The following is a 16,948-nucleotide window of genomic DNA, read 5'->3' on the forward strand; positions in this document are numbered from 1 at the left end:
AATAAAAAACCTCCCTAGCACGGGAGGTTTTTTTGTTTTCAAGACGCGCCGTCAATCTATTCTCGCCCTAGCATGGCTTTTGCTTGATTAAGCGAGTGAATCACAGCAACTCGGTCGATATCCTGACGCTGAGAGTCCAACAGTTGAGTCCAAGTATCGATAGCCTCTTGATAGTGAAAGCTGATGAAATGGTCATTGGCAATTAAGGTCAGAGCCGTCACATTACTGGCATCCAACTCTAGAGCCTTTGCCAGTAGATGATTTACCTCTTCAGTCATACGCTGAGATCGTTCGAAATAAAGTGCAGTCGCCTTGGCAGCAAACTGATTGGCGCTAGCTTTAGGACTTAAGCGAATCGCATAATCAAAGCAAGTGAGCGCCGAGGAAAAGTCCTGTTCATTCAGATAACCGTGTCCCAGTTGAAACCATAACTCAGCCTGATTGGGATCCTGCTTAAGTTGATGCTGGATATCTTGCATCCACCCATCATGCGTTTGAACCGAAAGTACAGGCTGTTGAGGCTGTGGCGCTTCGCCCCGTAGCCACAAAAACACGGGGAGTGAAATGACTAAACTGGTCACCAAGATACGCTTCATTTATCCGTTCCATCGACAAAGGAATAACTTCAATGATAGGCAGAATTATATCGTGTTAAGATAACGCTATCTTTGATCTCGCGGTAACAACCCTCATGAAAAATAAAGTCGTTCCTTCTCAGGAAACACAACAAGAAGCGATGAAAGTCGCCAAAGCGACACAGAAACCGGGCCAAACTAAAGAACAGACTAAGTTGATTGCTCAGGGAATAGAAAAAGGCATCGCTCAGTACAAAAAGCAACACAAAGATAAGGCTCGTCAAGCGGATAAAGCCAAGAAAAAAGCGCAAAAAGCCAAACAAGCTCAACACTCTGCAGTCGTCCAGCCAGAAGCCGAAACAGTGACAACGGTAGAAGCGCAAGCAAAAACCAATATGCTACCATGGGCATTATTAGCCCTCAGTTGGATTGGTTTTATTATTTATGTCACTCAAATTTAGTCAGCTATGCTTCATCGCTTTGCCGATTACTTTACTCGCAGGCTGCACAACCCCAATCTCTCAACTCAAGCATGATGCTAGCAACGTCCAGATTAGAATGGACAGCAGTTTCGACCCCGCGAACTGTCAGTGGCAGGGCGATCTGACTGGCAGTGAAGGACATTGGTACACCTACCTGTTCTACCCTAACGATGTCATGGTTCAGGGAGCGGTTAATCAGATAAAAAATCGCGCCAGTCAACTTGGCGCGAATACTGTTTATATGACGTCGCCGCAAGACTTCACCACATCTTTTACCATACTGGGCAGTGCCTATGACTGCCCAACGGGTCGTTAGGCACAAAACCCTAGAGACGCGGCAATGTCCGCTTCTCTTTCCAATACCCACTGGCTGTCAAAAGGCCCCCAGTCAGACAACTGATAATACCCATCGTTGTGTCTGCGGCCATCCTGAATGAACATCAGTTCGATGCCAATACCAGGCAGAGCTTTGATTACGTCTTGAATCGTCCGGCGTGGCCAGCCCGTTTTCTCAATCAGTTTTGGCACATTCGGCCTATCGAGATTCTGAACCAGTAATGCTAAATATAAGCGCCTTGCAAAAACAGGACTCAATTCCATTGATACCTCCTATAAATTTCTAGAGTCATTATTTCTGTTTTGCTATGCGGTGTGTTGCGTTTGATCAATAACTCATCGATCCTCAACTTTTGAGACACATTTTTTTTGTCAGATGAAATATATCTGAGACACTTTTGTCTCTGATTACAGTTCCTGCTAGGATGCCAAAAAGCTTCTAATAACTTTATATAAGTCACTCTCAAAGGTTTAACTATGACAATCACCATGTACGGAATTCCGAACTGCGACACCATCAAAAAAGCCAAAAAATGGTTGGAAGCAGAAGGCGTGGAGTTCCAATTCCATGACTACCGTAAACAGGGCGTTGATAAACAGATGGTTGAAACATTTTGCCAGCAGCTAGGTTGGGAAAATGTGCTTAACAAACGCGGCACGACTTTTCGTCAACTGACTCAGGAACAGAAAGATAGCCTGAATGAAGCCAACGCCATCGAGCTACTGGTAGAGCAGCCAGCAATGATCAAACGCCCAATTTTAGTCTCTGGTGATGACTACCATCTTGGCTTTAAAGCCGATCAATATTCAGCCATTTTCTCTTAAGCAAAAGGAATTCAAGGATGACAGACAGCCCTACTTTGGCGCTTGCAAAAGACTTAATTAGCCGCCAATCGGTAACACCTGTGGATGCAGGTTGTCAGGATGTGATGATTGAACGCCTGAAAGCTTTAGGATTTGAAATTGAAGTGATGGTGTTTGAAGACACCACAAACTTCTGGGCACGCCGCGGCACAGAAGCGCCGCTGTTTGCGTTTGCTGGCCACACTGATGTGGTACCAGCCGGTAATGTCGAGCTATGGGATACGCCTCCATTCGAACCAACAATGATTGACGGCTACTTGCACGGCCGCGGAGCAGCCGATATGAAAGGCTCTCTAGCAAGTATGATTGTTGCTGTTGAGCAGTTCATTGCCGAACACCCTGATCATAAAGGGTCAATTGGCTTTCTGATTACTTCAGATGAAGAAGGCCCGTTTATCAATGGTACGGTTCGTGTTGTCGAAGCCCTAATGGCGCGAGGCGAAAACATCGACATGTGTATTGTTGGCGAGCCATCAAGTACTGAGCTCGTCGGCGATGTGGTAAAAAATGGTCGTCGAGGTTCTATCACTGGTGACTTAACCGTTAAAGGTATTCAAGGCCATGTCGCTTACCCGCATTTAGCCAAGAACCCCGTTCACCAATCACTGATGGCAATTCATGAATTGGCGTCAACCGAGTGGGATAAAGGCAACGACTACTTCCCGCCCACCAGCTTCCAGATCCCGAATGTGCATGCGGGCACTGGTGCATCTAACGTGATTCCGGGTGAGTTCAATGTTCAGTTTAACCTGCGTTTCAGCACCGAGCTTAACAACGACATGATCGTACAACGTGTCACTGACACTCTCGATAAGCACGACTTAGACTACGAGCTAAAGTGGACTTTCAATGGTGACCCGTTCCTGACCGATACTGGCGCACTTCTCGACGCTGTGGTTGACGCCGTTGATACCGTCAATCAAACCAAACCAGCTCTACTCACTACTGGAGGCACATCCGATGGTCGCTTCATTGCACGTATGGGTGGTCAGGTAGTGGAGTTAGGCCCAGTTAACGCGACCATCCACAAGGTGAACGAGTGCGTGAAAGTGGACGACCTTGAGAAGCTGACCAAGATGTATCAGAAAACTCTGGAGAATCTTCTGGCGTGAACATGACCCCTGAGCAGCTGACTGGCAAAGTTTCGACTCACCTGACTGACACAATGTTTGGTCAGAAGGTTTTCGCCGTTCACCCTAATGTCGAAAACGATTTACAGGCTTTGCGACAGGCAGCGGTTCAGGCAGGCTTCGACCTCAATATTGCCAGCGGTTTCCGCGATTTTGAGCGCCAAAAAGCCATCTGGAACAGAAAGATGGCTGGCCAAACAGCCATTCTTGATCAAAACAGCCAACCTCTAGATAACCATAATCTTTCTGACTCAGAAAAGGTTATGGCTATCTTACGTTGGTCTGCACTGCCGGGCGCCAGCCGACATCATTGGGGATGTGACTTCGATGTATTTGATCGTAGCAGTCTACCTCAAGATACTCAGTTGCAGCTTGAGCCTTGGGAATACCTAACAGGTCATCAGGCAGAATTTTACCGTTGGCTCAAAGAGTCTCTGACTGAATTTGGTTTCTTCTTTCCATATGCAAAAGATCAAGGCGGTGTCGCAGCAGAGCCATGGCACATTAGTCATGGCGTAACAGCATCGTCTTGTTTATCCCAGCTTAGTCTGGAGACACTTCAAAAAGAGCTGATAAACAGTGGAATACTGGGTGAGGAAGTGGTGTTGTCGAATCTCGAAACGATCTACAATCAATTTATCACCAATATCTCCAGTGAGGTGGATTAATGGAATTACTCACCAACCCTTGGGTGATCATCTTTATCGTCTTGAGTGTCATCATAGGTAATATTGCCGCATTGAAGTACACAGCCAAAATGAAGTTTGGACAAACGGACAAAAAAGATCGCTCGCAGGACGAAGAGTCCACTGAGCAGAAGGAAAAAAAAGACCCGCAATAATACGGGTCTATTTTATTTAAGATGTGCTATTTGATGTGATCCCAAGAAATATTGGAGACAATTCGGCATTCATCGCACTTAAAGTGGAAAATGTCATGCAGTGGTTGATCCAATAACCACTCCCCGCCGCACTTAGGGCATTTACGCTGTTTTTCATCTGCCAGACTTTTGCCGCCAACTCGGTACTGATAGTAATAGGTCGGAATTTCTGTCACATATTCGATCCGACCACGTAAATCCCAGCCACGCTTGAAAAGGACACTGTCGGCATCGCAAATTTCATGCAGTGCCGCATGCTCTGCCCGGCAAGCACCAGCCATCTGAATTTCATCGCATGCCTGCCACTCAGTCTGCCATTTGATGACCGCTTTATGGTCGCCATTGAGTGTCGGGCCATTACGATAAAGAGGGATTGGCAACAAGCTTTCACCACTGCGCAAAGGCGAACAAGTATGCACATATGTGGTGTAGAGCACCTGCCACTCAGGTGTGGTTTCTTCAGCAGCTTGCTCTGAATTCAAATCTCGCCCAAGCAAACGAGCCTTAGGTGCCAATAAGCACGCTTCTGCCAAGCGTTCGATGCAGACGTTAACAAAATCCGAATGGTGTTTAGGGTGTAAGCTTTCCTGTTCAGGGCACACTACCCGAACAAAAAATTCCCCCTCCCCCATCACGATAGGGAACTCACGCCCAAGTACCTGACCGTTGTAACGCAATGCATCCATCAGGCCGTTAATCGCTTTATCGACGGCAGAAATGGTGGTGTTATCAAAACACTCAAACTGTAATTCAACAACGTACATGGTTATACCGCAGGCTCTAGGTTAGCCAAAAACTCCGCTACATTCTCAGCGAGAACATCACGCTTATCGGTACCCAAACGCTCGAGAATAACGTTGCCTGTCAGATTACAAATGGAAATCACGTCCAATTCCGCATCAGTTGCTGCGATGAAAACCGTTGGCTTCAGTTTCAGACGACGCTGAGTGACAAGGTGGCCAAGAATGTTTTCCTGCAAACGAACAAAATCTTCATCACTCCATACCTGAAGTAGCGTCAGCTCATTCCCGTTCCAAGTCGCCTCCATATCCGCACTGTACTGCGAACCGTAGAAGGTTTTAATGTCTTGATGGAGTGTCAGTTCGATACCGTTTTCAACATTAGTGAAATCCGCTGGATGCTCACGCTCATCTGCCTGCCATTCAACATAGTCAGCCTGCTTTGCTTCAACGCAAGGTGACACGAGATCCACCAGCTCTTCGCTTCTTGGCAAATGTCCATGGGTGTCAAGACAGCTCTGACGGTACTTTTCACTGAACGAGCGCAGCGCTTGCAAGGCAGTTTCAGCCATTAGATTCTCCAATTGAGTCTTCGAATGTTCGCTTTTAACGACAGGATTGCGTAAAATTCTCGCCATTCTAATCCAAATCTATGCAAAGTATGAGCAAATATTCTGACGCAAAGGAACTGGCGGGATTAACGCTCGGTCAAAACACCGAATACGCCAACCAATACGACGCTTCTTTACTTCAACCTGTGCCACGCAGCTTAAACCGCGATGACCTGAATCTGGGTGATGAATTGCCATTTCAGGGCTGTGATATCTGGACTCTGTACGAGCTGTCTTGGTTGAACGAGAAAGGCCTGCCACAGGTAGCCATTGGCGACGTTTCCATTCCTGCGACCAGTGCTAACCTGATTGAATCCAAGTCCTTTAAGTTGTATCTCAACAGCTTTAACCAAACCCGCTTTAGCTCATGGGATCAGGTTGAACAAACATTAGCGAAGGATCTCTCCCACTGTGCAGGTGAAGAGGTGTCAGTCACCATTCGTTCTGTCGTCGACTATACCGACAGTGTGATCGTAACAATGGACGGTGACTGCATTGATAATCAGGATATTGAGATTGAGAGCTACGAGTTTGATACCAGCTTGCTAGAAGGTGCGGCTGAACAAGAGTACGTCTCGGAAAGTCTGCATAGCCATCTTCTCAAATCCAACTGTCTAATCACTAACCAGCCAGATTGGGGCAGTGTCGAGATTCAGTATCAGGGTCAAAAAATCAATCGTGAAGCTCTGTTACGCTACCTAGTGTCATTCCGTGAACACAATGAGTTCCATGAGCAGTGCGTTGAACGTATTTTCACTGACATTATGAAATACTGTCAGCCAGAAAAGCTAACCGTGTACGCTCGATACACGCGCCGCGGTGGTCTGGATATCAACCCTTACCGTTCAACCGAGCAGGCTCAGCCTACTCATAACCAACGTATGGCACGTCAATAAGGATTGGACTACAGAATGCAGATTTTGCGCTGGGAACGTTTGTTTGGACTATTGGTTTTGTTGCTGTCATCTCAGGTGATGGCGTCCACCGTGTATTCATCGGCCATGCTCAATGAAGCCAGTACTTTGGTGGATATTGTACCAAAACAGTCCAAACAGCTTGCGACCAGTTATCTCGCTCAGCGCAAACTGACCGACCAAACCGAAAAAAGCCCGTCGGCGATTTCCCGTGATGACTCCGATAGCCGAGTGCGAACGCCCGGCGGTACTATCGACGCACTGAAAATTCTCGCCCGTGCTGAATTCAACTTAGGTAATCCCGACGCAGCGCTGAAATATCTGCATGAAGCCAAAACGCTGACAACCACTTATCGCCTCCCTTACTTGCGCCTTGATTTACGGTTACTCGAAATTCGCTTACGCTGGAAAATCGATGGTGATGCCGAAACCGCGAGAAAGGATATTGCGGAAGTTGAACAGGCGTTTAATGCCATCCAGAACCCAGAACAACTGGCTAAGGGGCTCAATTATCAGCTGACAATGCTCAAAGCAGATATCGCATCTGCTGAAGGCCAGATCGAGCTCGCCAATCAGTTATACGAAGACGTGATCCCTTATATCGAGCAATCGAATAATAAGCATACTGTCATTGCCTACCATATCGCCTTGGGTAAACACTTTCTTGCTCATAAGATCTACAACAAAGCCCTATCAGAGTTGCTGACCAGCTACTGGAGTGCGATAGAAGATACCTCAGGGCTGCAACTGGCTGAAGTGAACCGCCTGTTGGGGCAGCTTTTCTACGAACGACGCGTGCTCGACAAAGCAACGGATCACTTTTCGCAGGCTGCCGATTTTTACGACAACTATGAAAATTCGCCGATTCTGCCACCAATCCTCAAACGCATGGGCGATATTTATTATCATCAGGGCAGATACAATCTGGCTTTAGTGCACTACTTCAATGCCATCGATCACGAGCGTATCCAGAATAATATTGAAAACGTCATCGCTATTCGTCTCGCACTGGCTGCCACCTACTTGCAACTGGTCAACTTCCCTCTTGCCGAGCAATACCTGGAACGTGCCGAAGAGCTTCTGAGCTATGTTGATATTCCCAAACTCAAAGCGCAGGCGCTGCTGTTGGAGGCAGGTTTAGCCTCACATCAGAGACATCCCCAAGAGGTCGTTGCCAAAGCCACCAAAGCATTAGACATCGCAGTCGAACTCGAAGATCTGTCGATACAGAAAAATGCCTATCAGATGCTTAACGTAGGTAACGAGCTACTGGGCAACTACAAAGCTGCATTGCAATATCTCCAGCAATACAACGCGCTGGCGAATATTGAACAGCAAGAGTTGGATCTGATCAACGAAGATGACTTCCGACAACAGAAAGATGTCGTGGAGCAAACACTGCACCTTGTAGGGCAAAAACAGCAACTGGAGCAAACTGAAAACGAGTATCGCAAATTCCAGAAGATCTCGTTTACATTGTTTGTCACCTGCGCACTGCTGTTTATTTTCTTACTCCGCCGTGGCCATATCATGAGTGTGCAAAAAGATGAAATCGATGAACTGAATGATGATCTCTATACTCACTCCCGTTCTGGCCTGAAAAACCTGCGTATGCTCAATGCCAAGCTGCCTGCCTCATTGGAAGCGAGCAGTCACAAATTTGAAAAGTGGCATGTGGGTGAGCTTATCCATGAGCCTCTCAATGATCGACTGCGCTTTGTGATGATCGATGTGCCCTTCCTACGCAACATGTACTTGCAACATGGCTACTCAGATGGGCTCAAGATTGAGAAAGCCTTCGGTCAGTACCTCAGAGAGAAGGTACAACGCCCAGCAAGGGTGTATCATTTCTCCGATGCGAATCTACTCTACATCGAACCGAACAGTGATAGCATGGCCGACCCAGAGCAAGTGTTTGAAAAAATACAGAGCTGGGTGGATGAATTTGCTCAGAGGTACACGCTGAATAACATCATTCGTATGGGCATGGCTGATTACCCGTTTTTACCTCGTGCCTATACTGCGATCAATGATAAAGAGCTGCTGGATATTTTGCTCATGTCGACCAGCGCTGCTCGTACTTTGAGTATGAAAGAACATTCAAGTCAGTGGGTGTATCTGAAAGCGATCGAGAATGCTCCTGCGGCCAGTCTGGCAACCGGTAATATTCGCAAAGCGTGCAAACATTCCATCAGTCAGGGGCTGATAAAAGTTCACTCTTCTTACAAGAATGAGGAGAGCATCAAAAAATTATTAAAAGATGAGTAAAAGCTGCTCAAACAGACCGTGTTGAACGTGACGCGGTAATTTTATTTGTTATTATCGTTTGATTAATTAATAAGATCGTCTTCGATCTTATCTTCATAAGCATAGATTTTCATGGGCGTCCTCGAGCAAGATATTCAGTCACAGCTGCACAATCTGAAATCTCAATTAGAGCAAGTTCGATTGACACAAAGAGATACCTCGTTCAAATTTAAAAGAGAACAAAAGGTATTGAAGCGCATCATTGCATCACTGAGTGGTGCATGCGGCGGTGAAGATCCAAGACTTAAGTCAGGGCTAACCGAACTTAGACAAGCCATAGAGCAACAAAAAGATGTCAGTTCTCTTATCCCGAAGTTGGCAGTACTTGAGCGCTTGCTTAAGCAACAGAGTGTGGCTATGGAAAAACAGACGGAGCATCTGGACTCCCAGATAAAACACAGCGGTGAAACCCTGTTACGTGTGACGGGTCTGCCTGCAAAAGTAAAGCGCGACCTGCGTGATCTGCTCAGCTATTCCAACGGCGTCGAACGCCCGAAAGCCGACTCGGCAATGAAGCTGCTTGCCATTTACGAACGCTCCCTAAAAATCATCACCTCCAACCCTGATACTGCCATCAATCAAATTACCAATAGCGCTGATAAAGAGCTGCTATTGCGACTTTCTGATGAACTTCAACATGTCATCACTGAGCTGGACTTTGAAGGCGAATCCGGTGACTTATTGACAGATATCCGCGCTAAGTTGCTCCTCGGTGTCAATACGCACGTGTTGATTGAACTGACGCTGCAAGTACTTAAGCTGGTTATCGAAGGTACAAAATACGAGCGCAAAACCTCAGAGCAATTTCTTGAGCAAGTCAATGCATCCCTCTCTTCAACACTGAAAAGCTCTTCTCAGAATGTCGACCAGAGTCAAACCTACTTTGAGCATCGTCAGGAAATGAACGGTGAACTGGATGAGCTGGTTGCAGAAACCAAAGCCAAGGTCGATGGAGCAAGCTCTCTCGACTCGCTGCAAACTCAACTCAACCCGCTATTGGCGAAGTTGAGTTCTCTTTCTGAGCGCCTTCACCATGCAGAGCAACGTGAACAAGCTCTGATCGAACGCATGGGTTATGGCAAGAGCCAGTTAGAAGCTTTATTCGAGGTGACACAAGATTACCGCCGACGTCTGGAAGATCAGGCTCAACGCGTCCTCTTGGATCCATTAACCAAGGTTTACAACCGCACGGCGTTTAATGACCGTTTGGAGCTGGAATACCGACGCTGGATACGTTCACAGAACAACTTGCGAATCATTTTGCTCGATATTGATGGCTTTAAAGCAATTAACGACAGCTTCGGCTATACCGCTGGGGATAAGGCGTTAAAAATCATCGCACGCACCATCAAGAAAGAACTGTCTGACACCGATACTGTCGCCCGTTTTTCAGGTGAAGAGTTTATTGTTCTGATGCCAGATAGCTCAGACAGTGACTGCTTTAATACGATCCAGAGTATTCAGAGTAAAGTAGCCAAACTGCCGTTCAAATTCCGCGAACAAAATCTGGTCATCACCATGTCAGCGTCGAGCACAGGTTTTAAAGAATCCGATACACCAGAAGAAGTACTGGAGCGTTTAAATCGCGTTCTCAACGAAGCCAAAACCATTGGCCCTAACCAGCTTGTCTGGAAATAAGCCTCAATCCTCCCCCTTCAAAAAGCCATTCATGCCGTGATTGATGTAGATATATCAATCAGTTAGCCTTTTATATCCGTCAAAGCGTGCTAAGCTTGATAGTACCTCTCGCGATTCCATCGCTTGATTAGCAGCCATTATCGCGCTGAGGCACAACAACAATAAGAAGGGTTTTGTAGAGAAGTTTTCTCTCATCAAGGAGGTCACTATGATCACTCACATCAGTCCGGCTGGTAGTATGGATCTGCTTTCTCAACTCGAAGTTGAGCGTCTTAAGAAAACTGCCGCCAGTGATCTGTATCAGCTCTACCGAAATTGTACGCTTGCGGTACTAAATTCAGGTAGCCACACAGATAACTCCAAAGAACTGCTCGATAAATACAAGTCGTTTGACGTCAACGTGGTTCGCCGTGAACGCGGCATCAAACTCGAACTCAGCCATGCCCCTGAACATGCTTTTGTTGATGGGCACATCATCAAAGGAATTCAGGAACATTTATTCTCTGTATTGCGTGACATTGTCTACGTCAATATGCACCTTGCAGACAACCAACGTCTTAACTTAACCAATGCCAGCCACATAACCAACTTAGTGTTTGGCATCTTGCGTAACGCGGGCGCGCTAACCCCGGGTATCGAGCCCAACCTCGTAGTTTGTTGGGGCGGTCACTCCATCAACGGTACGGAATATCAGTACACGCGAGAAGTTGGCCACGAACTAGGCCTACGCGAACTTAACATCTGTACAGGCTGTGGCCCTGGAGCGATGGAAGGCCCAATGAAAGGCGCCGCTATTGGCCACGCAAAACAGCGTTACTACGATCAACGTTACTTGGGCCTGACCGAGCCATCCATCATTGCGGCTGAGCCACCAAACCCAATCGTCAACGAACTGGTGATCATGCCAGATATTGAGAAGCGTCTTGAAGCGTTTGTACGTATGGCGCATGGCATTGTTATCTTCCCCGGTGGCGCAGGGACAGCAGAAGAGCTGCTTTACATTCTTGGCATCATGATGCACCCAGATAATGCCCACCAGCCTCTGCCTATCGTTCTCACGGGTCCAAAGGAAAGTGAAGAGTACTTCCGCTCCATTGACCGCTTCATCGGTGAAACGTTAGGCGAAGAAGCTCAGCGCCACTACGAGATCGTGGTCGATGACCCTGAAAAAGTCGCGCAAATCATGAAACGTGGCATGGCCGATGTTCGACAACATCGCAAAGACACGGGCGATGCTTACAGCTTCAACTGGTCATTGAAGATTGAGCCAGAGTTTCAACTGCCATTCGAACCGACACATGACAATATGGCCAGCCTGGATCTACACCTCAATCAGCGTCCGGAAAATCTGGCAGCGGCTCTAAGACAGGCCTTCTCCGGTATTGTTGCGGGTAACGTCAAAGCCGAAGGGATTCGTGAAATTGAGCGTCATGGTCCGTTTGCCCTTGATGGTGATGCCACACTAATGAAGAAAATGGACAAGCTGTTGCGTGACTTTGTCGAGCAAGATCGTATGAAATTACCCGGTGGAACCGCTTACGAGCCTTGTTACCAAATTAAGACCTAGTTTAGCGACTAGCAATCTCTCCCCCATGCTTTACAATAAGGGCTTCTCAGCCCTTATTTTTGATTTTTATGTCTATTCATCTTGTTATCATCGATGCTCTGAATCTCATTCGACGTGTCCATTCGGCGCAACCCGATCCCAACGATATAGCAAGAACCATCACCACAACGACACGAACACTGAATCGAATCATCAACGAGTCGCAGCCAACACACATCATCGCGGTATTCGATCATCACCTCCAAGAAAGGGGCTGGCGTGCTGACGTCCTCCCTGAGTACAAGCAAAACCGAAAACCCATGCCAGAACCGCTGCTTAACGGTTTGGATGCAATTCAGCAAGCATGGTGGGAATTGGGGATTGATTCTTTGCTGTCTGAAGGCGATGAAGCGGATGATTTGGTGGCGACGTTGGCAATGAAAGTGGCGAGTCACAAAGAGAAGGTGACGATCATTTCAACGGACAAGGGCTACTGCCAGTTGCTGTCACCAACTTTGCAGATCCGCGATTACTTTCAACATCGCTGGCTTGATGCACCTTTTATTGATAAAGAATTCGGCGTCAAACCTTCTCAGCTGGCTGACTACTGGGGGCTGGCTGGCGTGAGTTCCAGTCAGGTACCGGGAGTCCCCGGTGTTGGCCCGAAGGCGGCCAAAGAAATCCTTACACAGTTTGAAGATATTGAACAGGCCTATGCATCCGATGAGCTGGTCGCTAAATATCGCAAGAAGCTGGATGAACACATCGATTCAGCCCGCCGATGTAAGAAAGTTTCTGCGCTGAAAACAGACATTGAGTTGGGTTTCAATCTACAAGATATTCGCTTTACCGGTGCCAATACTCCAACAACCTAACGCCAGATCAACATCAAGCCTTTGATTATAAAACAATGTTTATAAAATCTGTTGTGAAATCCTTTGCTTTCACACAGTTAACATTCATTTATTCAATACCAGATTCAGTATTGATTAAATTTCAATCAACATCACAGCACTACTGACTAATTTCTCTATTTTTCATAGCTCCAATAACAAGGAGCATAATAATGAAAAATACTATTTTACTAAGTCTTGCTGTTGTCTTTTCACTGCCAGCCGTAGCGCAAACCTGCGGTCAGCACCTCGACGTTGGCTTACCTTCCTCTCAATCTGACCAAGTCCTTTGCCGCGACGGCTACGCGGTAGGCTACAACTACCAGCTGAAAAACGCAGATTGGGTTGCTTACCACATTACGGCAGAGAGTGTGAACGCCAGCTATAAACGCAGCAACAACTTCAAAGAAGATACTGAACTGCCTGATTACGCACGCTCAACCCTCGCCGATTACAGTGGCTCTGGTTACGATCGTGGACACCTTGCCCCTTCCGCAACAATGGACTTTAGTCAGGAGTCAATGACACAAAGCTTTTTGATGAGCAATATGTCACCTCAGCTTCCGGGCTTTAATCGAGTCGGCTGGCGTATTCTGGAGGAGCATGTTCGCGATCTCGCCAATGAATACAACGAACTGTACGTCGTGACTGGGCCAATTTATCAAGGCGGTGAGAGCAGCATTGGCGACAATGTCGTGATTCCAAGTGCATTCTATAAAGTCATTCTTGACCCCTACTTCAACGATGCGATTGCGTTTGTAGTCCCACATCGTGATGTTTCCAGTAGCGAGCTAGCAAGCTTTGTCACCACTATTGACGATGTCGAACAACAAACCGGGCTAGACTTCTTCTCACTACTTAGTGATAGCGTTGAGAACTCAATGGAGTCTCAGCTTTGGGAGATGTGGCCGACATCAGAGTAAATGTAAAAAACGCTCCCGAGGGAGCGTTTTTTTATCTTGGTGAGATGTTCGATAAGCACTGAACATGTACCGTGATCTCTTCACGATCGTGGTAAAGGTGTTTCGCCTGAAGCTTAAATTTCACTTTGTTCTCAATCAGGAAGATCTTGAGGTTTTCAATATCTTCCAGAACTTCATCGTAACGGCCTTTCATTGGCAGTTTCAGGTTAAACAGCGCTTCTTTGGCCCAACCGCTGATGATCCACTCGCCCATCAATTGAGCAACGCGAGATGGCTTCTCAACCATGTCACAAATCAGCCAAGTCACGTTTTTACGTGCAGGCTCAAATTTGAAGCCATCTTCCTGATGATGCTTAACCTGACCAGTTTCCATCAGGCTGTCAGCCATCATGCCATTGTCCACCGCGTGAACAAACATCGAGCGCTTAACCAACTGATAAGTCCAGCCTCCCGGGCACGCACCCAAATCGACACCCCACATACCCGCAACAAGACGTTCATCCCATTCTTCTCGTGGAATAAAGACATGAAACGCTTCTTCTAACTTAAGCGTTGAGCGGCTTGGTGCATCTGCTGGGAATTTAAGACGTGGAATCCCCATAAAGAACTGTGAGTTATTGCTCGGCAGAGAGTAACCAACAAAGCAGTGGCCAGGAGCAACAAAACAAATATGCAGTACAGGCTTTTTAGGGCTGTCTTTCGGGAACAAAATGCCTTTGCCACGCATGGCTTGGCGCATAGGAACCGTGAACTTACGACAAAACTTAAGCAACTCTTTCGCTTCATTGGTATCCGGTGTTTCAATGCGGATATCGCCACAACGCGGGAAAGATTCAACCTCGCTGAGCTCCTCTAAAATAGGAGAAATACGATCTTCACGTGGAAGGTCTTTAATCTCCACCGCAACCGCAAACATCTGACGTGCGAAAATCAGCGACTTAAAGTCGAGTTCTTTCGCCAGACGTTCTGCATCACCCGGCTGATAACATTCAAACAGTACGTAACCAGTGTTGTTTTTTACACGAGGGAAGCCAAACACTTCAAGTTGGGTAGCGCGATCCTGAATCTCTCCAGCACACTCTTTTTCAAAACCAGCTCGGCAGTAGAGCATTAAGTGTTTCACTGATTCACCTCTTTAATCTGTAACGCTGCGAAAACAAACAGTCCCCAGCCAAGCATAAAGGTTAAACCGCCAAATGGAGTGATAGGTCCAAACCATTTGATTCCGGTTAATGCAAGGGCGTAGAGGCTGCCACTAAAACAAAAGATGCCGATGATAAAGCAATTTGCAGCAAGGGCGAAATATTTTTGCGCTTTCTCAGCCATCCCCATCGAGAGTAAGACTCCACAGAGCAAAATCGCTAGGGCATGAATAAATTGATACTGGACGCCTGTATTAAAGACCTCCAGTAAATAAGGTGACAATGATTGCTTTAACCCGTGTGCGGCGAAAGCGCCAAGTGCGACGCCAACTCCGGCAAATATTCCACCAACGGTAAGTAACTGCTTACTTTTCACCATAGCTCTCCAATATAAAATCAGCTAAATGCTCAACCGCCAAAGTGGTATTGCCCGCTTCGGTGTGACCAGAGCTCTTTCTGGGTTTGAAACTATGATCGCCATCAGGGATAAATTTCACCTTGATGCCATCTGAGAGAGCGAAATCTTTAAACTCTTCTTGCTTACCAAAAGTATCCCTCTCCCCTTGAAGGATTAAACACGGCTTGTCGAGCGTCGCCAGATGCTCACCTTTGTACTTTTCGGGTTTACCCGGCGGATGAAAAGGAAAACCTAAACAGGCAATCGCTGCTACATTACCATCTTCAGCAAGCAAGCTGGCCATGCGCCCACCCATGGATTTCCCGCCAATCACAACCGGTACATCAGAAAATTTAGCAATCACAGCCTGATACGCTTCCAGAAGCTTAGGCGCTCGATCTGGCGGACGACGTTTACCATCTTCGGCACGTTTCACCATATATGGAAAGTTAAAACGGACAACTTGAATCCCTTTCTTCGCTAACCCTTTCGCCACCGCCGTCATGAAATCATGATCCATGCCGGCTCCCGCACCGTGGGCAAAAATAAAAACAGGGTTGCCTTGCTCACCATCAATCAGAAAATCAGTCATCAAGTAGCTCCTCTTGCTCACTTTGTGCCTTGGCAAGCATCCAGTCACGGAATGTGGCAATACGCCCCATATCGGCCTGCTTATCATGGCACACCACGTAGAACGCATTCTTAGACACTAACACCTCATCAAATGGCGCAATCAATCGCCCCGCTTCCATTTCTGGCTGAGCTAACACGTTGTTGCCTAACGCTACCCCTTGCCCGTGAGCAGCGGCTTGTAACACCATCGTAGAATGACTAAAGATAGGCCCGTGGTTGACATTGATCCCCTCAATACCATGTTCTTTCGCAAACTGTTTCCAGTCTTTACGTGAAGTATCATGCAGTAAAGTGTGTTTCTTCAAGTCAGTTAGAGTTTCTAATGGTTTATTGCTCAATAACAGGGATGGAGAGCAAAGTGGAATGAGGAACTCTTGATAGAGTTTATCCGCGCGCAAACCCGGCCAGTTTCCTCGACCATAGTAAATTGCCACGTCAACATCATCGGTAAGCGAGCCTTCATCCATATCCACCGCTTTAATACGAACATCAATATCCGGCTCCTGCTGATTAAAGTCGGCTAAACGCGGAACCAACCATTGAATCGCGAAGCTAGGCGGCAAGCTGATAGTCAATGCGCCCTTCTCACTGCGCTCTAGCACTTTATCTGTCGCTTCTGAAAGAGAAGTAAAAATATCTTTGATATCCAGAAAGTAACTTTGACCTTCTTCAGTCAGCAGCAATGAACGATTGCGTCTCCTAAAGAGTTTCAGGCCAAGAAACTCTTCTAACGCTTTGATTTGGTGGCTAACTGCAGCCTGAGTCACAAATAACTCCTCCGCAGCTCTAGTAAAGCTCAAATGACGTGCAGCAGCTTCGAACACTTTCAGAGAGTTCAAAGGTGGCAATCTTCTAGACATGGTGCCCTTCCATAAATTGGATTAGTTTTTTTAATCTGAAACATTATAAAATGTCCATTGCCTGACGACCAGAGAAA

20 protein-coding genes are annotated in these 16,948 nt (G+C 46.9%); 12 read left to right on the top strand and 8 right to left on the bottom strand.

Annotated features, from left to right (window positions below; all coding sequences use genetic code 11):
* Nucleotides 1-56: 56 nt before the first annotated feature.
* The gene (locus F0265_RS09415) at nt 57-596 is read right to left on the bottom strand and encodes a tetratricopeptide repeat protein (protein WP_171748657.1); all 540 of its coding nucleotides are present in this window, start codon (nt 594-596) and stop codon (nt 57-59) included.
* A gap of 95 nt (nt 597-691) precedes the next feature.
* On the opposite strand from F0265_RS09415, the gene F0265_RS09420 reads away from it, so the two are divergent.
* Together F0265_RS09420 and F0265_RS09425 are read left to right on the top strand one after the other, a co-directional pair.
* On the top strand, nt 692-1,036 hold the full coding sequence (locus F0265_RS09420; protein ID WP_171748658.1) for a DUF2956 domain-containing protein: 345 nt from the start codon (nt 692-694) through the stop codon (nt 1,034-1,036).
* Nucleotides 1,020-1,373, top strand: a complete 354-nt coding sequence (locus F0265_RS09425) for a DUF4156 domain-containing protein (RefSeq protein ID WP_171748659.1) — start codon at nt 1,020-1,022, stop codon at nt 1,371-1,373. The genes F0265_RS09420 and F0265_RS09425 overlap by 17 nt, the downstream gene beginning before the upstream one ends.
* Here the strand turns inward: F0265_RS09425 and F0265_RS09430 are convergent.
* Entirely contained in the window at nt 1,370-1,657 is a 288-nt protein-coding gene (locus tag F0265_RS09430) for a helix-turn-helix domain-containing protein (RefSeq protein WP_043007189.1), read from the bottom strand. The genes F0265_RS09425 and F0265_RS09430 overlap by 4 nt on opposite strands.
* Nucleotides 1,658-1,870: 213 nt before the next feature.
* Here F0265_RS09430 and F0265_RS09435 point away from each other — a divergent pair, with 213 nt between their 5' ends.
* From F0265_RS09435 to F0265_RS09450, 4 genes are read left to right on the top strand one after another with little or no spacing between them, the layout of a single operon-like run.
* The gene (locus tag F0265_RS09435; protein ID WP_064488530.1) at nt 1,871-2,218 is read left to right on the top strand and encodes an ArsC family reductase; all 348 of its coding nucleotides are present in this window, start codon (nt 1,871-1,873) and stop codon (nt 2,216-2,218) included.
* Between the two features lie 17 nt (nt 2,219-2,235).
* A complete protein-coding gene (dapE, locus tag F0265_RS09440; protein ID WP_171748660.1) occupies nt 2,236-3,369 on the top strand; it encodes a succinyl-diaminopimelate desuccinylase in 1,134 nt (377 codons plus the stop codon).
* 2 nt (nt 3,370-3,371) lie between these two features.
* Nucleotides 3,372-4,055, top strand: coding sequence for a M15 family metallopeptidase (locus tag F0265_RS09445; protein WP_171748661.1), 684 nt, complete (start codon nt 3,372-3,374; stop codon nt 4,053-4,055).
* The gene (locus tag F0265_RS09450) at nt 4,055-4,228 is read left to right on the top strand and encodes a DUF2897 family protein (protein ID WP_171748662.1); all 174 of its coding nucleotides are present in this window, start codon (nt 4,055-4,057) and stop codon (nt 4,226-4,228) included. The genes F0265_RS09445 and F0265_RS09450 overlap by 1 nt, the downstream gene beginning before the upstream one ends.
* Before the next feature lie 26 nt (nt 4,229-4,254).
* Here F0265_RS09450 and F0265_RS09455 read toward each other — a convergent pair whose 3' ends face one another.
* The gene (locus tag F0265_RS09455) at nt 4,255-5,031 is read right to left on the bottom strand and encodes a Zn-ribbon-containing protein (RefSeq protein ID WP_171748663.1); all 777 of its coding nucleotides are present in this window, start codon (nt 5,029-5,031) and stop codon (nt 4,255-4,257) included.
* 2 nt (nt 5,032-5,033) lie between these two features.
* Nucleotides 5,034-5,579, bottom strand: coding sequence for a SecY-interacting protein (syd, locus tag F0265_RS09460; RefSeq protein WP_171748664.1), 546 nt, complete (start codon nt 5,577-5,579; stop codon nt 5,034-5,036).
* A gap of 89 nt (nt 5,580-5,668) precedes the next feature.
* On the opposite strand from syd, the gene queF reads away from it, so the two are divergent.
* The 6 genes from queF (at nt 5,669) to F0265_RS09490 (ending at nt 13,839) form a co-directional block, all read left to right on the top strand.
* The gene (queF, locus tag F0265_RS09465) at nt 5,669-6,514 is read left to right on the top strand and encodes an NADPH-dependent 7-cyano-7-deazaguanine reductase QueF (protein ID WP_171748665.1); all 846 of its coding nucleotides are present in this window, start codon (nt 5,669-5,671) and stop codon (nt 6,512-6,514) included.
* A gap of 15 nt (nt 6,515-6,529) precedes the next feature.
* Nucleotides 6,530-8,800, top strand: coding sequence for a tetratricopeptide repeat protein (locus F0265_RS09470; protein ID WP_171748666.1), 2,271 nt, complete (start codon nt 6,530-6,532; stop codon nt 8,798-8,800).
* Nucleotides 8,801-8,911: 111 nt separating this feature from the next.
* A complete protein-coding gene (locus F0265_RS09475; RefSeq protein WP_171748667.1) occupies nt 8,912-10,477 on the top strand; it encodes a GGDEF domain-containing protein in 1,566 nt (521 codons plus the stop codon).
* A 208-nt stretch (nt 10,478-10,685) separates the two neighbouring features.
* A complete protein-coding gene (gene ppnN / locus F0265_RS09480; protein WP_038513088.1) occupies nt 10,686-12,044 on the top strand; it encodes a nucleotide 5'-monophosphate nucleosidase PpnN in 1,359 nt (452 codons plus the stop codon).
* A gap of 68 nt (nt 12,045-12,112) precedes the next feature.
* Nucleotides 12,113-12,898, top strand: coding sequence for a flap endonuclease Xni (gene xni / locus F0265_RS09485; protein ID WP_095664679.1), 786 nt, complete (start codon nt 12,113-12,115; stop codon nt 12,896-12,898).
* A 191-nt stretch (nt 12,899-13,089) separates the two neighbouring features.
* On the top strand, nt 13,090-13,839 hold the full coding sequence (locus F0265_RS09490; protein ID WP_171748668.1) for a DNA/RNA non-specific endonuclease: 750 nt from the start codon (nt 13,090-13,092) through the stop codon (nt 13,837-13,839).
* Between the two features lie 31 nt (nt 13,840-13,870).
* Here F0265_RS09490 and rlmM read toward each other — a convergent pair whose 3' ends face one another.
* The 4 genes from rlmM to F0265_RS09510 are packed head-to-tail and all read right to left on the bottom strand — an operon-like array spanning nt 13,871 to nt 16,871.
* The gene (gene rlmM, locus F0265_RS09495) at nt 13,871-14,962 is read right to left on the bottom strand and encodes a 23S rRNA (cytidine(2498)-2'-O)-methyltransferase RlmM (protein WP_171748669.1); all 1,092 of its coding nucleotides are present in this window, start codon (nt 14,960-14,962) and stop codon (nt 13,871-13,873) included.
* On the bottom strand, nt 14,959-15,357 hold the full coding sequence (locus tag F0265_RS09500; protein WP_029236195.1) for a DUF423 domain-containing protein: 399 nt from the start codon (nt 15,355-15,357) through the stop codon (nt 14,959-14,961). The genes rlmM and F0265_RS09500 overlap by 4 nt, the downstream gene beginning before the upstream one ends.
* Nucleotides 15,347-15,970, bottom strand: coding sequence for an alpha/beta fold hydrolase (locus tag F0265_RS09505; protein WP_171748670.1), 624 nt, complete (start codon nt 15,968-15,970; stop codon nt 15,347-15,349). The genes F0265_RS09500 and F0265_RS09505 overlap by 11 nt, the downstream gene beginning before the upstream one ends.
* Nucleotides 15,963-16,871: a transcriptional regulator GcvA gene (locus F0265_RS09510; RefSeq protein ID WP_019276541.1), complete on the bottom strand. Its 909-nt coding sequence runs from the start codon at nt 16,869-16,871 to the stop codon at nt 15,963-15,965. Before F0265_RS09510 ends, F0265_RS09505 begins: the two co-directional genes overlap by 8 nt.
* Nucleotides 16,872-16,948 lie beyond the last annotated feature (77 nt).

It is taken from the genome of Vibrio sp. RE88, assembly GCF_013113835.1.
Lineage (GTDB): Bacteria > Pseudomonadota > Gammaproteobacteria > Enterobacterales > Vibrionaceae > Vibrio.

Bases quoted from the DNA above. Each gene is read 5' to 3' on its own strand.
- F0265_RS09415 (WP_171748657.1), bottom strand. From the start codon at position 596: ATGAAGCGTATCTTGGTGACCAGTTTAGTCATTTCACTCCCCGTGTTT.
- F0265_RS09420 (WP_171748658.1), top strand. From the start codon at position 692: ATGAAAAATAAAGTCGTTCCTTCTCAGGAAACACAACAAGAAGCGATG.
- F0265_RS09425 (WP_171748659.1), top strand. From the start codon at position 1,020: ATGTCACTCAAATTTAGTCAGCTATGCTTCATCGCTTTGCCGATTACT.
- F0265_RS09430 (WP_043007189.1), bottom strand. From the start codon at position 1,657: ATGGAATTGAGTCCTGTTTTTGCAAGGCGCTTATATTTAGCATTACTG.
- F0265_RS09435 (WP_064488530.1), top strand. From the start codon at position 1,871: ATGACAATCACCATGTACGGAATTCCGAACTGCGACACCATCAAAAAA.
- dapE (WP_171748660.1), top strand. From the start codon at position 2,236: ATGACAGACAGCCCTACTTTGGCGCTTGCAAAAGACTTAATTAGCCGC.
- F0265_RS09445 (WP_171748661.1), top strand. From the start codon at position 3,372: ATGACCCCTGAGCAGCTGACTGGCAAAGTTTCGACTCACCTGACTGAC.
- F0265_RS09450 (WP_171748662.1), top strand. From the start codon at position 4,055: ATGGAATTACTCACCAACCCTTGGGTGATCATCTTTATCGTCTTGAGT.
- F0265_RS09455 (WP_171748663.1), bottom strand. From the start codon at position 5,031: ATGTACGTTGTTGAATTACAGTTTGAGTGTTTTGATAACACCACCATT.
- syd (WP_171748664.1), bottom strand. From the start codon at position 5,579: ATGGCTGAAACTGCCTTGCAAGCGCTGCGCTCGTTCAGTGAAAAGTAC.
- queF (WP_171748665.1), top strand. From the start codon at position 5,669: ATGAGCAAATATTCTGACGCAAAGGAACTGGCGGGATTAACGCTCGGT.
- F0265_RS09470 (WP_171748666.1), top strand. From the start codon at position 6,530: ATGCAGATTTTGCGCTGGGAACGTTTGTTTGGACTATTGGTTTTGTTG.
- F0265_RS09475 (WP_171748667.1), top strand. From the start codon at position 8,912: ATGGGCGTCCTCGAGCAAGATATTCAGTCACAGCTGCACAATCTGAAA.
- ppnN (WP_038513088.1), top strand. From the start codon at position 10,686: ATGATCACTCACATCAGTCCGGCTGGTAGTATGGATCTGCTTTCTCAA.
- xni (WP_095664679.1), top strand. From the start codon at position 12,113: ATGTCTATTCATCTTGTTATCATCGATGCTCTGAATCTCATTCGACGT.
- F0265_RS09490 (WP_171748668.1), top strand. From the start codon at position 13,090: ATGAAAAATACTATTTTACTAAGTCTTGCTGTTGTCTTTTCACTGCCA.
- F0265_RS09505 (WP_171748670.1), bottom strand. From the start codon at position 15,970: ATGACTGATTTTCTGATTGATGGTGAGCAAGGCAACCCTGTTTTTATT.
- F0265_RS09510 (WP_019276541.1), bottom strand. From the start codon at position 16,871: ATGTCTAGAAGATTGCCACCTTTGAACTCTCTGAAAGTGTTCGAAGCT.